The organism is Methylobacterium nodulans ORS 2060, from assembly GCF_000022085.1.
In the GTDB taxonomy this organism is placed as follows: domain Bacteria; phylum Pseudomonadota; class Alphaproteobacteria; order Rhizobiales; family Beijerinckiaceae; genus Methylobacterium; species Methylobacterium nodulans.
Window position 1 is genome coordinate 3,437,712 of record NC_011894.1, and the last position, 13,460, is coordinate 3,451,171.

Sequence of the window (13,460 nt, forward strand, 5' to 3'; positions counted from 1 at the left end):
GCTCGGCATGAGGAGCGGGGCGGCCTCCACGCAGGTCAGTTCCGATTGAGGGCCGTCGGGGTAGCATAGGAGGAAGCGCTCAATCAGCCGCGGTGTCATCCGTCAGGGTTGGCAAGGCCCGTGGTGAACCCGCAAATGCGCTACCGCGCGGTGCGAAACGCGGCGCGCAGGAGGTCGTGCTGGGCGAAGACCGGGCTCTCGCGCGGGGCCGGCGTCGGGCGGTCGTCCGAGATCAGGCTGTCGAGATGCCGGATGCGGGCGTGAAGACGCTTCGAGTGCTCGATCAGCGCCTGCAGGGAGAGCGGAAGCTCGGCCAGCACGACCGCCGAGGTCTCGGGCCCCTCGTTCGCCCCGAGCCTCACCCGGGTCTTCTCCTGCTGCGCCTCGCTCAAGGAGAGTTCGCCCTCCGACACCGCCCGCTGGACCAGGAGCCAGGAGGCGATCTGCATGAGCCGCGTGGTCAGCCGCATGCTTTCGCTGGCATAGCTCAAGGCCGCATGGCGGGCGAGCAGGCGGGACTCGTCGCGGCCGGGGCCATCGAGATAGGCGGCGGTCTCCTCGACCAGCGTCATGCCCTCACGAAACAGGGTCCGGAACGCATCCGAGGCCACGAAGGTCTCGCCGAAATTCACCGTCTCGCGCGGGTCCCGAAACATGACGTCCATCCCGACCATAACCCCTCCTGCGACCTGGGCGTCTCGGCGCCGTCCCGTTTCGAAACGTGCGCCCCGTGTTCGAACCCACCGTCGCAACAATAGCGCCGACGGCCGCCCTGCGCCCGGGTAACGGGACGTTAACCTTAACGCGGAACGCGCGAAACGGTGCGCGGCTCCCGGCCACGATCGGCGTGGCGGAGGCGAAAACCTGGCAGAGGCGGAAAAAAGAAAGCCGCCCCGAGGGGCGGCGGAGAGTCGTACAGGGAGGCATCAAACAGAGTGGACAGAGACCACTCGACATCCAGAAGGCTGGACGCCTGCGGTTATCGTCCGGAAAGCTTAAAAAATGGTTAACGCGATGTATGTCCGATCCGGATCCGGCAACCTTCCCGGATGCTTGCGCCGGAAGGCCGCCGAGGGCTCGGCCTGCTCGCGCCGGTGGCCGGACCCATGAAGAAACCCCTCTCCCGGCCGGGAGAGGGGTTCCTCCGCGTGTCTGAGCAGAGAGAGAGAGAGAGAGAGAGAGAGAGAGAGAGAGAGAGAGCAGCGCCACTCAGCCGGCCCGCAGCTGCGGCCCGCCTTCCCGCGGCCACAGGGCGGCCCGCGCCTTCGCCGGCGCGTCATTGTAGGGCGCATTGTAGCAGCGGCGCACCGAAGCCCAGTAGGCGTCCCGCTCCGCGGGCGAGAGCCGGCTCAGGGCCGCGTTGAGAGCGGCCTCCCCGGCCGCTTCGAGGCTCTTCAGGTCCGAGATGGTCTGTTCGATGGATGACATGCCCGATCACATCCGAGCGTGAAACACTGCCCCGATCATGCCACAGGGCACGCCGCACCGCACGCCATTCGCAGGTGCAGCGTGACCGAATCCTGTCAGTCCGGCTCTCCCTCCGGGCGGCCGCGGGGCGCCCCGCCGAACAGCCGGTCCTTCATCTCCAGGATCTTCTGCACGCGGGCCCCCAGGGTGAGGAGCTGGATCAGCCGCTCCGTCTCCAGACGCCGCACGTCCGAGTACCAGCCGGCGAAGAGCTCGAAGAGGTCGTGCATCTCGCGCAGCCGGCTCTGCGCATGCCGCTCCTCGCCGGTCTGCGGCTCCTGCATGAGGATCTCGCGCAGCAGGGTGAGGGTCGGGTCGACCTCGCGCTTCTTGCGCTCCTCCACCAGCGTGCGCACGATCTGCCAGATATCCTCGGGCGTCGAGAAGTAGTCGCGCCGGTCGCCGGGCACGTGCTGCAGCCGCACGAGGTTCCAGGCCTGCAACTCCTTCAGGCCCATGCTGACGTTCGAGCGCGACAGCCCCAGCCGCTCGACGATCTCGTCGGCATTGAGGGCGCGCTCCGCGACGAAGAGCAGGGCGTAGATCTGGCCGACCGTGCGGTTGATCCCCCAGCGCGAGCCCATCTCGCCGAAATGGAGGACGAAGGTCTGGATCAACGGGGGCAGCTGCACGGCGGCACCCGGCCGGTCAGGCCGCCTTCAGCCACGCGCGCAGCCCGAGCGTCACCAGGCCGAGGACGAGCACGCTGCCGCCGTAGAGCGCCGCGAACCAGAGGAGCCGGCGCCAGAGCGGCGCCGGCCTGTCATACCAGCGGTCATTGAAAATGACCGTTGGTTCCGTTCCCGGATTTTCGCCAAGCCTCTGGCTAGGTGTCGAAAATTCGAGATGGGTCGACGGCCCGATGCGGCAGCATCTTGGGCCGTTGGGATCAGAGGGGGAGGCCATCAGTGGTAGCCCGTCGAATCGACCTTCCCGCGGAACACCCAGTAGGAATAGGCGGTGTAGGCCAGGATGATCGGGATCAGCACGGAGGCGCCGACCAGCATGAACATTTGGCTCGAGTGCGGCGAGGCGGCGTCCCAGATCGAGATCCGCCCCGGCACGACGTCCGGGTAGATGCTGATGCCGAGCCCGATGAAGGAGAGCAGGAACAGCCCGAGCGCGATCAGGAAGGGCGCGCGCTCGCCTCCCCGCGCCAGGGAGCGGAAGAACAGGACGCTCGCCACCGCCACGAGGAGCGGCACCTGCGCGGTGAGGAGCACGCTCGGCATGGCGAACCAGCGCTGCCAGTACTTCCCTTCGAGGAAGGGCGTCACCGCGCTCACCAGGGCGATGGCCAGGATCGTCGCCACCCCCAAGGCCACCGAGAGGCTGCGGGCCCGGTCCTGAAGCGGTCCCACGGTGCGCATCACCAGCCAGGTCGCCCCGAGCAGCGCGTAGCCGCAGACGAGGGCCAAGCCGACGAGGATGCTGAAGGGCGACAGCCAGTCCCACCAACCGCCCGCATAGGCCCGCCCCTCGACGGCGACGCCCTGCAGCATGGCGCCGAGCGCGATGCCCTGCGACAGCGCGGCGACGACCGATCCGCCCGTGAAGGCGAGATCCCAGAAGGCCCGGTGGCCCGGATCGCGCCAGCGGAACTCGAAGGCCACGCCCCGGAAGATCAGGCCGAGCAGCATGGCGATGATCGGCACGTAGAGGGCCGGCAGCAGCACCGCGTAGGCGAGCGGGAAGGCGGCGAAGAGCCCCCCTCCCCCGAGCACCAGCCAGGTCTCGTTCCCGTCCCAGACCGGCGCGACCGAGTTCATGGCGGTGTCGCGCTCCTCGCCCGGCCGGAAGGCCGGGAACAGGATGCCGATGCCGAGATCGAAACCGTCCATCACGATGTAGGCGAACACCGCGAAGGCGATCACGAAGGCCCAGACGATCGTGAGATCGAGGCTCTCCAGCATTCCTGCCTCCTCACTCGGCGGGCCACAGGGCGCGGTCCGGATGGACCGAGGGCGCCGGCGTGATGCCGGCCGTGCGGATCGGCTTGCCGGGCTCGACGCCGGGCTCGCCGTAATGCGGCGGCTTGCTCATCAGCCGCAGGATGTAGATCACGCCCATCGAGAACACCGCGAAATAGATCAGCACGAAGGCGATCAGCGAGCCCGCCACCGCCGGGGCCGAGAGCGGCGAGGCGGATTCGGCCGTGCGCAGGAGCCCGTAGACCGTGAAGGGCTGGCGCCCGACCTCGGTGGTGATCCAGCCCGCCACCACGGCGACGAAGCCGGCCGGCCCCATCACCAGGGCGAAGCGGTGCAGGGCAACCCAATCGTAGAGCCGCCCCCGCAGGCGCGCCCACAGGCTGAGCAGGCCGAGGAACAGGATGAGGAAGCCGAGGCCCACCATCACCCGGAACGACCAGAACACCACCGGCACCGGCGGCCAGTTCTCCCGCGGCACCGTGTCGAGCCCCTTCAGGGGTGCGTTCGGATCGTGCTTGAGGATGAGCGAGGAGAGTTTCGGGATCTCGAGGGCATAGCGGACGCGGCCCGCCTCCTGGTCGGGAAGGCCGAACAGGATCAGCGGCGCGCCGGCCGGGTGGCTCTCGAAATGGCCCTCCATGGCCATGACCTTGGCCGGCTGGTGCTCCAGGGTGTTGAGCCCGTGCGCGTCGCCCGCCGCGATCTGGATCGGCGCCACCAGGGCGGCCATCCACATCGCCATCGAGAACATGGTGCGGGCGCCCTCGTTCGGGCCGCTCACCGCGGCCCGGCTGTCGCGCAGGAGGTGCCACGCGCCGACCGCGCCCACCACGAGGGCCGTCGTCAGATAGGCGGCCAGCACCATGTGCACGAGGCGGAACGGGAAGGACGGGTTGAAGATGATCGCCCACCAGTCCTGCGGCACGAATTGCCCGGCGGCGTTCGTGACATGGCCCTGCGGCGTCTGCATCCACGAATTCACCGACAGGATCCAGAAGGCCGAGAAGAAGGTGCCGGCCGCGACCGCCAGCGTCGCCAGGAAGTGCAGGCGCGGCCCGACCTTGTTCATGCCGAACAGCATCACGCCGAGGAAGCCGGCCTCCAGGAAGAAGGCGGAGAGCACCTCGTAGGCCATCAGCGGCCCGACCACCGGACCGGCCTTGTCCGAGAACACGGACCAGTTGGTGCCGAACTGGTAGGACATCACCAGGCCCGAAACGACCCCCATCGCGAAGGCGACGGCGAAGATCTTCACCCAGTACTTGAAGAGGTCGAAGAAGACTGCGCGCTTGGTGGCGAGCCAGAGCCCCTCCAGGACGGCGAGGTAGCTCGCGAGCCCGATCGAGAAGGCCGGAAAGATGATGTGGAACGCCACCGTGAACCCGAACTGGATCCGGGCCAGCAGCAGCGCTTCGACGTCCGACAGCATGACGAACCCCCGTTCGAGGCTTGCGTGTGAGCTATTTCGTCATTTCAGGAATTTCTGAAAATACAGGAACGACGCGACCCATCGCCGCGAAGCCGTGACGGCGCGTCGTCACGGCTTCGCGGACGCTGAACCACGCGAGGCCCGACCGTAGCGGAACGGCATGCCGTCGTCTGCGGACGTCGTGCCGCTTCCGGCCGAAGAGCCACGCCGCGCCCAACCGGAACGGGACCGCCGGGTTCCAGGGTCGATGCCCTCAAGGCCGCAGCAGCACCTTCCCCACCGCCTCGCGGCGGGAGAGGATTCCGAGCGCCTCCGCGGCTCGCGCGAGCGGATAGACCCCGTGCACCTTGGCGGTCAGGCGCCCCTCCGCGACCAGGGCGAGGAGGCGTGCCTGATTCGCCGCATGGGCCTCCGGTTCGTTCTTCACGAAGGCGCCCCAATGCACGCCCTGGACGTCGATGCCCTTGAGGAGCACGAGGTTGAGGGGGATGCGGGGAATCGGCCCGGACGCGAATCCGATGACGAGGAAACGGCCCTTCCAGTTGAGCGAGCGCAGCGCCGGCTCGGAGAAGTCGCCGCCGACGGGATCGTAGACGACATCGATGCCCTTCTCGCCGCCGAGGCGGCGAAGGCCCTCGCGCAGGTTCTCCGTGCCGTAGTCGAGGATGAGATCGGCGCCGTGTGCCTTGGCCGCCTCGAGCTTGTCGGCCGAGGAGGCGCAGGCGATGACGCGCGCGCCCATGGCGTGGCCGAGTTCGACCGCCGCGAGACCGACACCGCCCGAGGCCCCGAGCACCGCCAGCGTCTCGCCGGGCCTGAGGCCGGCCCGGTCCTGGAGAGCGTGCAGCGAGGTGCCGTAGGTGACGGTGAGGCCGGCGGCCTGCTCGTCGCTCACCTGATCCGGCACGCGGCTGAGGCCGCCGACGCCGACCACGACGCGCTCGCGGCAGGCTCCGTAGCCCAGATGCGCGATGACGCGCTCGCCGATCCGGAAGCCCTCGACCCCCGGCCCCAGCGCCTCGACGATCCCGGCCGCCTCCGCGCCCGGCGAGAAGGGCAGGTCCGGCTTCACCTGGTAGCGCCCGGCGATGATGAGCGTATCGAAGAAATTGAGCGCCGCGACCGTGACCCTCACCAGGACCTCGCCCGGTCCGGGCACCGGATCCGGCAGATCCTCGATGACGAGATCCTCCGGGCCGCCGAGCGCCTTGCACAGAAGCGCCTTCATCGTCGTCCTCCCGGCCGCCTTGATCCGGCGGCCCCGCCGTATCCCTGCGGCAGGCGCGGACGGCTGGCAAGGGCGCTCTCAGGCCCCGGCCGGCACCATCCTCCGGCCCGACAGCAGGGCGATGAGGCCTGTGCGCATCTCGCCGAGGCGTCTCAGGGTGGCCGCCGTCCCGAAGATCCAGGCGGCGTAGCTCGCGAGCACGGCGCCCGCCGCGCCCGCGACGACGACCGCGAGGTCCGCCAGGGCGGCGGCCGGCAGCGTCACCGCCCGCCGCAGAATGCGCCGCATCGCCGGCCGGTCGCCCGCGCGGCGGGCATCGGCGAAGTCCGGCACCGCCATCTGCCGGATCACCTGCACCACATAGCCGACGAGAAGCGCGAGCTTCGGGCAGAGCCCGAACACCGCGACCTGCGCCGCGGCGAGGAGCGGCGTCACGCACAGGATGCAAGCGGACCCCGCCGAGACGGATCGCTGCCAGGACGGCGGAGCCGCCAAGGAGCTGGGAGAGGCGGGCCGGGAGCCCCGGGCGGCCGATCACGGCACCCCCGGGGCGGCGGCCCGGGCGCTGCGCCGCGCGGCGACGAGAGCGAGCCAGTTCGCGAACAGAGCCTCCGCGATCCCCGGCCAGGGCGGGTCGGCGGGGGCCTCGATGGCGGGCGGCTCGTCCGCCTGCGGGTCCGCCGCAGAGGCGTCGAGGGATGCGGCGACGGCGGCATCGAAGTAATGGGCGGGCAGGTCCGGCCGGTCGGGACGCTCGCCGGCACGGAAACGGGCCAGGTCGCGCCGGTACTCGCGGGCGAGGCTGTCCGCATCGTATTCCGGATGGCCCTGCAGGAAGACGAGGAGGCTGCGGCCCGGCTTCACGAAGAGATCGACCCCGGCCTCGTCCGAACGGGTCAGCACCGCGTAACCCGCCGCCGCGAGATCGGTCTCCGGCAGCGCGTTCCAGCGCGAATGCGGGATGGCCACGGTTCCGGGCAGCCCGGCGAGGAGCGGATGGCCGGCGAGCGCCCGGCAGACGAAGACGCCCGAGCACTTGCGCGCGAGCCTGCGGCGCTCGATGCCGTCGAGATGCAGCACCGCCGCATGGGCGGCGAGGCATGAGAACAGGGTCGAGGCGGTGTGGTCCCGCGCCCAGTCGATGGCGCGGGTCAGCGCCGTCCAGTAGGGCTCGTCGCGCAGATTCGCCGCGCGGGGCTCGCAGCCGGTGACGATCAGCGCATCGAGGCCGGCGCTCTCCATCGCCTCGGCCGGCGCCGAGCGCGGAGCGAGGAAGTCCAGCGCCTGGGGGCCGCGGGCGATCTCCGGCAGGTGGAAGCGCAGCAGGCGGGCCCGCCCGCCGACGAGCCGTTCGAATTGCCTTTCCGTCGCCGCGAGCGCGGCGTCCGGCATGTTGTTGAGGAGACCGACGGTGATGCGGTCGCCCGCCGGAGAGCGGCGGGGGCGCCGGTGGGGAGCGGACGGGCCGACGGCGGGCTGAAGCATCGCGGCCCCCCCCGGGGCTATTCGGCGGCGCGGATCAGGCTGCGGCTCGCCGCGGCGAGCGCCTGATCGAGATCAGCCAGGATGTCGTCGCTGTGCTCGATGCCGACCGAGATCCGGATCGTCTCCGGCAGCACGCCCGCCTGGCGCTGCTCCTCGGGTGACATCTGGCGGTGCGTGGTCGAGGCCGGATGGCAGGCCAGCGACTTCGCATCGCCGATATTCACGAGCCGCTTGATCAGCTTCAGCGCGTCGTAGAAGGCCGCACCGCCCCGGTAGCCGCCCCGCACCCCGAAGGTGAGGAGCGAGGAGGCCCGGCCGCCGAGATATTTTTGGGCCATGGCGTGATGCGGGCTGTCGGGGAAGCCCGCGTAGTTCACCCAGGCGACGCGGGGATCGTCGCGCAGGAATTCCGCCACCTTGCGGGCATTCTCGACGTGGCGCTCGACGCGCAGCGCCACGGTCTCGATGCCCTGAAGCAGCAGGAAGGCGCTCAGCGGCGCGAGCACCGCCCCGGTGGTGCGCTGGTAGACGCTGCGCGCCCGCGCCGCGAAGGCCCCCGCCCCGAACCGCTCCGCATAGACGAGGCCGTGATAGGAGGCGTCGGGCTCGCAGAACATCGGGAAGCGCTCGGCATGCGCCAGCCAGGGGAAGCGCCCGCTATCCACGATGATGCCGCCCAGAGTGGTGCCGTGGCCGCCCATGAACTTGGTGAGCGAGGCCACGACGATGTCCGCCCCGTGGTCGATCGGGCGCATCAGGATCGGGGTCGCGACAGTGTTGTCGACGACGAGGGGCACGCCGCAGCCATGCGCCACCTCGGCGAGGGTCGCGATGTCGCAGATGTTACCCGCGGGGTTGCCGATGCTCTCGCAATAGACCGCCTTGGTGTCGCGGTCGATCAGGCGGGCGATCGCCTCCGGCGAGTCGGTCTCGGCGAAGCGCGTCTCGATGCCCTGACGCGGCAGCACATGCGCGAGGAGCGTGTGCGTGGTCCCGTAGAGCTGCGGCACCGACACGATGTTGCCGCCGCAATCCGCCAGGGTCGCGATCGCGTAGTGGAGGGCCGCCTGTCCGGTGGCGACGCTGAGCGCGCTGTGGCCGCCTTCGAGCTCGGCCACGCGCCGCTCCAGCACCGCGTTGGTCGGGTTGGCGATGCGGCTGTAGCGGTAGCCCTCGGCCTCCAGATTGAAGAGCGCGGCGCCGTGCTCGGCGCTGTCGAAGGCGTAGGCGGCGGTCTGGTAGATCGGCACCGCGACGGCCTTGGTCGTCGGGTCGTCCTCGTAGCCGGCGTGGATCGCGATCGTCTCGGGCCGCATCGTGTCGTCCTCGAACCTGTTTGGCCATCAGGATGCAAGCGCTGCACCGGACGGACTGTGCCGCGTTCGCACAAGCCGGCCGGGCTCGCGGTCGATGGTGCCGGGATACTGATCCGAGAACCTTGCGACTTGCTTCCCGGCCGCCCGCAAAGCCGCATTGCCGGACGGGAAGTCGCGGCCATGCTGAAGAATGTCTTGCTGCACTATTTCGACTTCGCCGGGCGGGCGGGGATGACGGTCTTGTGAAGACCCTGCAAGCGTTTGTTTAAACCTTGGACGCAGCCTGCGGCACGATCCCTCGACGAGGACAAAGGTGCGAGACATGGCAGTTGCAGGCGCATCGGCTGCGCGGCAGGGCCCGTCGGCCGCTGCGGGCGGGTGGCTCGGGGCGCTCGAACGCACGTCCCGGATCGGCACGCAGCCGTCGCGAATCCTGCCGCGGGTCGTGGACGAGCTCGGCCTCGCCCACGGCGAGGCGCCGGCGCTGATCGGCGAGCAGGGCACGCTGAGCCATGCCGGCCTGGCCGACCGGGCGCGGCGCTACGCCCGCTGGGCACTCGCCGAGGGCATCCGGGCCGGCGACGCGGTGGCGCTCCTGATGCCGAACGGCCCCGACTACATGGCGGCGTGGCTCGGGCTCAGCCGGGTCGGCCTGCGCGTCGCGCTCCTCAACACGAACCTCACCGGCGCGAGCCTCGCCCATTGCATCGCGGCCGCGGCGCCCACGCACCTGATCGTCGCGGAGCGCCTGTGGCCTGCCTGCGAGGAGGCCGCGCCGCACCTGCCGGAGCGGCCGCGTCTCGTCCGAGCCGACGACCTCGCCGCCGCCCTGGCGCACTGCGACGGCGGTCCGTTCGAGGAGCGCGAGGAACGCGCGGTGACGCTCGCCGACACCGCCCTCTACATCTACACTTCGGGAACGACCGGCCTGCCCAAGGCCGCCCGGGTGAGCCACCACCGGGTGATGACCTGGAGCCACTGGTTCGCCGGGCTGCTGGCGACCGGGCCGGAGGACCGGCTCTACACTTGCCTGCCGATGTATCACAGCGTCGGCGGCGTCGTGGCGACCGGGAGCGTCATCGTGGGCGGCGGGGCCGCCATCCTGCGCGAGCGCTTTTCCGCGCGGCGCTTCTGGGACGACATCGCGGCCGAGCGCTGCACCCTGTTCCAGTATATCGGCGAACTCTGCCGCTATCTCCTCGCGGCACCCACCCACCCGCTGGAGCGGGCCCATTCCCTGCGGATCGCCACCGGCAACGGCCTGCGGCCGGAGGTCTGGGAGGCGTTCCAGGCACGGTTCGCCATTCCCCGCATCCTCGAGTTCTACGCCGCGACCGAGGGCACGCTGTCGCTCTGCAATGTCGAGGGGCGGGTCGGCGCGGTGGGGCGGGTCCCTCCCTTCCTGGCGCATTCCTCGCCGGCGGCGATCGTCCGCCACGATCCCGACACGGGCGCGCCGGCCCGAGGGGCCGACGGCTTCTGCCTGCGCTGCCCTCCCGGCGAGGCGGGCGAGCTGATCGGCCGGCTCAGAAGCGAGGTCGGGAGCCAGCGCTTCGAGGGCTATACCAGCGCGGCGGCGAGTGACGCCAAGCTGCTGCGCGACGTGTTCAAGCCGGGTGACGCGTGGTTCCGCACCGGGGATCTGATGCGGATCGACCGGCAGGGCTTCTACTTCTTCGTCGACCGGGCCGGCGATACCTTCCGCTGGAAGGGCGAGAACGTGGCGACGACGGAGGTAGCGGCGGCTTTGTCCGGTGCCGCCGGGGTGGAGGAGGCGGCGGTCTACGGCGTGGCCGTTCCGGGGACGGAGGGCCGGGCCGGCATGGCGGCTCTCAAGGTCGGGCCCGGCTTCGATCTCGCCGTTCTGAGGGCGCATCTCGCCGCGCAGCTGCCCGCCTATGCCCGCCCGCTCTTCCTGCGCCTTCGCGCCGGTTTCGAGATCACCGAGACCTTCAAGCAGAAGAAGCAGACGCTGCTGGCGGAGGGTTTCGATCCGGCGCGGATCGCGGATCCGCTGTATTTCGAGGATGCGGCGGCGGGGGCCTACGTGCCGCTGACCGCGGAACTCTACGCGGCGATCACGCGCGGTGCCGTCCGGCTCTGATCACCTACAGAGTTTCTGATCACACACAGAGTTAAAGAGCGCGGGATCCCCCTCTCCCGAGTGGGAGAGGGGTAGGGGTGAGGGTGCACGGGTTCAGAATGAAGCACTGAGCGTCGCGCTGGCCGCGGCACGGTTCCAGCCTCTTGCTGCACCGTCTCCACCCTCACCCCTGCCCCTCTCCCACCCGGGAGAGGGGATCCGGAGCATCCCGCGCCAGCCCTTCACCGATCGGCTGAGCCCTACGGCCGGTTGCTGCGCGGGAATCCCCGCGGCGCCATGATCCCCACCGTGCCGCGGTGGCCGACCCACTTGGCCAGTTCCTCGCCCACCACACTCCGCGTGCGGCCGGCGCTGTCGGGCCAGGTCAGCCCCTCCGCCAGCTTGAACACGGTCAGGTAGGCGAGCGTGCTCTCGCGATAGCGCTGCAGCCGCACGCCCTTGCCGCGGGCCATCTCGGGGATCTCGGTGAGCGGGAACACCACGAGCAGGCGGTTCTCGCCGCAGGCCGCGACGTGGTCGCCCTCCCCCACCTCGACGCAATGCGTGACCACCGCGGCCCCGTCGAGCGCCACGACCTGCTTGCCCTTGCGGGTATTCGCCACGAGGCCGTCCGAGCCCGTCGTGAAGCCGCGCCCGTCGATCGTGCCGAACAGGAGCTTGGCGCCCGCCCGGTAGGGCCAGACCGTCACGATGTCGGTGCCCTCGTCGAGATCGGCCATCAGGCGTATCGGATCGCCGAAGCCGCGTCCGCCCGGGAGCTTGGCGGCGTCGAGCGTGAAGACCTTGCCGTTCGAGGCGAGCACGAGCAGCTTCGCCGTCGTCTCGGTCGGGAAACTGAGCTTGAGGGCGTCGTCGCCCTTGAACTGCACGCCCGACAGGTCGGCGACATGGCCCTTGAGCGACCGGATCCAGCCCTTCTGCGACACGATCACGGTGATCGGCTCGCGCTCGATCATCGCCTCGGCGAGATCGAGGTCGGAGGTGTCGGGCGGGTTCTCCAGCGTCGTGCGGCGGCGGCCGAGCGGCGTCTCCGGCCCAAAAGTCTTCTTCACCGCCCGCACCTGCGCGGCGATGGATTTCCACTGCAGGGCTTCCGAGCCGAGGAGCGCGTCGAGATCCGCCTTCTCGGCGGTGAGCGCGGCCTGCTCGCGCTTCAGCTCCATCTCCTCGAGCTTGCGCAGGGAGCGCAGCCGCGTGTCGAGGATCGCGTTCGCCTGCACCTCCGTGAGCTGGAAGTAGCGCATCAGCTCGGCCTTCGGCTCGTCCTCCTCGCGGATGATGCGGATCACCTGGTCGAGGTCGAGATAGACGATGAGCAGGCCGCCCAGGATCTCCAGCCGCTTCTCGATCTGCGCGAGGCGGTGGCGGGAGCGGCGCTGGAGCACGGTGCGGCGGTGGTCGAGCCATTCGCGCAGCGCCTCGGCGAGGCCCACGACCCGCGGCACCTGCCCGCTCACCAGCACGTTCATGTTGAGGGAGAAGCGGCTCTCCAGCTCGGTGAGCCGAAAAAGCGACTCCATCAGCACCACCGGATCGACCGTGCGGGAGCGCGGCTCCAGGACGATGCGGACATCCTCCGCCGATTCGTCGCGGACATCGGCGAGGAGCGGCAGCTTCCGCTCCGTGAGGAGCTCGGCCATCTTCTCGATCAGCCGGGCCTTCGGCACGCCATAGGGGATCTCGGTGACCACCACGTTCCAGGCGCCGCGGCCGAGATCCTCCCTGGTCCAGCGCGCGCGGACCCGGAAGGCGCCCCGCCCGGTGCGGTAGGCCTCGGCGATCGCTTCCGCGGAATCGACCACGATGCCCCCGGTCGGGAAGTCCGGCCCCTTCACGAAGCTCGTAAGCTGCTCGGACGTCGCGGTCGGATGGGTGATCAGGTAGAGGGCGGCGTCGCAGAGCTCGGCCGCGTTGTGCGGCGGGATCGAGGTGGCCATGCCGACCGCGATGCCCTGCGAGCCGTTGGCGAGCAGGTTCGGGAAGGCGCCCGGCAGGACGACCGGCTCGTCCTTCTCGCCGTTGTAGCTCGGGCGGAAATCGACCGCGTCCTCGTCGATGCCGTCGAGGAGGAGGCGCGCGACCTCGGTCAGCCGCGCCTCGGTGTAGCGGTAGGCGGCGGGGCCGTCGCCGTCGATATTGCCGAAATTGCCCTGGCCGTCGACGAGCGGATAGCGCTGCGCGAAGTCCTGGCTCAGGCGCACGAGCGCGTCGTAGATCGCCTGGTCGCCGTGCGGATGGAAATCGCCCATCACGTCGCCGACGATCTTGGCGCATTTCTTGAAGGCCGTATTCGGGTCGAGGCGCAGGAGGCGCATGCCGTAGAGGATGCGCCGGTGCACGGGCTTGAGCCCGTCACGCGCATCGGGCAGCGCCCGGTGCATGATGGTCGAGAGCGCATAGGCGAGGTAGCGCTCCTCCAGCGCGGCCTTCAGCTCGACGCTCTCGATTCCCCCGTGATCGGATGGCGGCTCGAATGGCTTGCCCATGACCCCCGTCGGCT

At 70.1% G+C, this 13,460-nt stretch carries 13 protein-coding genes; 2 read left to right on the forward strand and 11 right to left on the reverse strand.

What is annotated here, in order from left to right:
* Positions 1-140: 140 nt before the first annotated feature.
* The 10 genes from rcdA to MNOD_RS15770 form a co-directional block, all read right to left on the reverse strand.
* Positions 141-674, reverse strand: a complete 534-nt coding sequence (gene rcdA, locus MNOD_RS15725) for a protease adaptor protein RcdA (protein WP_015929914.1) — start codon at positions 672-674, stop codon at positions 141-143.
* Positions 675-1,209: 535 nt separating this feature from the next.
* Complete coding sequence (locus MNOD_RS15730; RefSeq protein ID WP_015929915.1) at positions 1,210-1,428, reverse strand: hypothetical protein; 219 nt, start codon at positions 1,426-1,428, stop codon at positions 1,210-1,212.
* Positions 1,429-1,523: 95 nt separating this feature from the next.
* Entirely contained in the window at positions 1,524-2,099 is a 576-nt protein-coding gene (locus MNOD_RS15735; RefSeq protein WP_015929916.1) for a GbsR/MarR family transcriptional regulator, read from the reverse strand.
* A gap of 16 nt (positions 2,100-2,115) precedes the next feature.
* A complete protein-coding gene (locus MNOD_RS50310) occupies positions 2,116-2,373 on the reverse strand; it encodes a DUF2474 family protein (RefSeq protein WP_015929917.1) in 258 nt (85 codons plus the stop codon).
* On the reverse strand, positions 2,373-3,380 hold the full coding sequence (gene cydB / locus MNOD_RS15745; RefSeq protein WP_015929918.1) for a cytochrome d ubiquinol oxidase subunit II: 1,008 nt from the start codon (positions 3,378-3,380) through the stop codon (positions 2,373-2,375). The genes MNOD_RS50310 and cydB overlap by 1 nt, the downstream gene beginning before the upstream one ends.
* Positions 3,381-3,390: 10 nt before the next feature.
* A complete protein-coding gene (locus tag MNOD_RS15750) occupies positions 3,391-4,827 on the reverse strand; it encodes a cytochrome ubiquinol oxidase subunit I (protein WP_015929919.1) in 1,437 nt (478 codons plus the stop codon).
* Positions 4,828-5,080: 253 nt separating this feature from the next.
* Positions 5,081-6,055 carry an NADPH:quinone oxidoreductase family protein gene (locus MNOD_RS15755; RefSeq protein WP_015929920.1) on the reverse strand — a complete coding sequence of 325 codons (975 nt, stop codon included), beginning with the start codon at positions 6,053-6,055 and terminating at the stop codon, positions 5,081-5,083.
* 78 nt (positions 6,056-6,133) lie between these two features.
* Positions 6,134-6,490: a hypothetical protein gene (locus tag MNOD_RS15760; RefSeq protein ID WP_015929921.1), complete on the reverse strand. Its 357-nt coding sequence runs from the start codon at positions 6,488-6,490 to the stop codon at positions 6,134-6,136.
* A 99-nt stretch (positions 6,491-6,589) separates the two neighbouring features.
* Complete coding sequence (metA, locus tag MNOD_RS15765) at positions 6,590-7,540, reverse strand: homoserine O-succinyltransferase MetA (protein ID WP_015929922.1); 951 nt, start codon at positions 7,538-7,540, stop codon at positions 6,590-6,592.
* A 17-nt stretch (positions 7,541-7,557) separates the two neighbouring features.
* A complete protein-coding gene (locus MNOD_RS15770; RefSeq protein WP_015929923.1) occupies positions 7,558-8,856 on the reverse strand; it encodes an O-acetylhomoserine aminocarboxypropyltransferase/cysteine synthase family protein in 1,299 nt (432 codons plus the stop codon).
* Between the two features lie 57 nt (positions 8,857-8,913).
* On the opposite strand from MNOD_RS15770, the gene MNOD_RS15775 reads away from it, so the two are divergent.
* Both MNOD_RS15775 and MNOD_RS15780 read left to right on the forward strand, forming a co-directional pair.
* Positions 8,914-9,102, forward strand: coding sequence for a hypothetical protein (locus MNOD_RS15775; protein ID WP_043748803.1), 189 nt, complete (start codon positions 8,914-8,916; stop codon positions 9,100-9,102).
* Between the two features lie 76 nt (positions 9,103-9,178).
* A complete protein-coding gene (locus MNOD_RS15780) occupies positions 9,179-10,960 on the forward strand; it encodes a long-chain-acyl-CoA synthetase (protein WP_015929924.1) in 1,782 nt (593 codons plus the stop codon).
* Positions 10,961-11,199: 239 nt separating this feature from the next.
* On the opposite strand, the gene parC is transcribed toward MNOD_RS15780, so the two are convergent.
* Complete coding sequence (gene parC, locus MNOD_RS15785) at positions 11,200-13,446, reverse strand: DNA topoisomerase IV subunit A (protein WP_015929925.1); 2,247 nt, start codon at positions 13,444-13,446, stop codon at positions 11,200-11,202.
* Positions 13,447-13,460 lie beyond the last annotated feature (14 nt).

Coding starts and splice junctions, on each gene's coding strand:
- MNOD_RS50310 (WP_015929917.1), bottom strand. CDS start 2,373: ATGGCCTCCCCCTCTGATCCCAACGGCCCAAGATGCTGCCGCATCGGG.
- metA (WP_015929922.1), bottom strand. CDS start 7,540: ATGCTTCAGCCCGCCGTCGGCCCGTCCGCTCCCCACCGGCGCCCCCGC.
- parC (WP_015929925.1), bottom strand. CDS start 13,446: ATGGGCAAGCCATTCGAGCCGCCATCCGATCACGGGGGAATCGAGAGC.
- MNOD_RS15770 (WP_015929923.1), bottom strand. CDS start 8,856: ATGCGGCCCGAGACGATCGCGATCCACGCCGGCTACGAGGACGACCCG.
- MNOD_RS15780 (WP_015929924.1), top strand. CDS start 9,179: ATGGCAGTTGCAGGCGCATCGGCTGCGCGGCAGGGCCCGTCGGCCGCT.
- MNOD_RS15730 (WP_015929915.1), bottom strand. CDS start 1,428: ATGTCATCCATCGAACAGACCATCTCGGACCTGAAGAGCCTCGAAGCG.
- MNOD_RS15755 (WP_015929920.1), bottom strand. CDS start 6,055: ATGAAGGCGCTTCTGTGCAAGGCGCTCGGCGGCCCGGAGGATCTCGTC.
- cydB (WP_015929918.1), bottom strand. CDS start 3,380: ATGCTGGAGAGCCTCGATCTCACGATCGTCTGGGCCTTCGTGATCGCC.
- MNOD_RS15750 (WP_015929919.1), bottom strand. CDS start 4,827: ATGCTGTCGGACGTCGAAGCGCTGCTGCTGGCCCGGATCCAGTTCGGG.
- rcdA (WP_015929914.1), bottom strand. CDS start 674: ATGGTCGGGATGGACGTCATGTTTCGGGACCCGCGCGAGACGGTGAAT.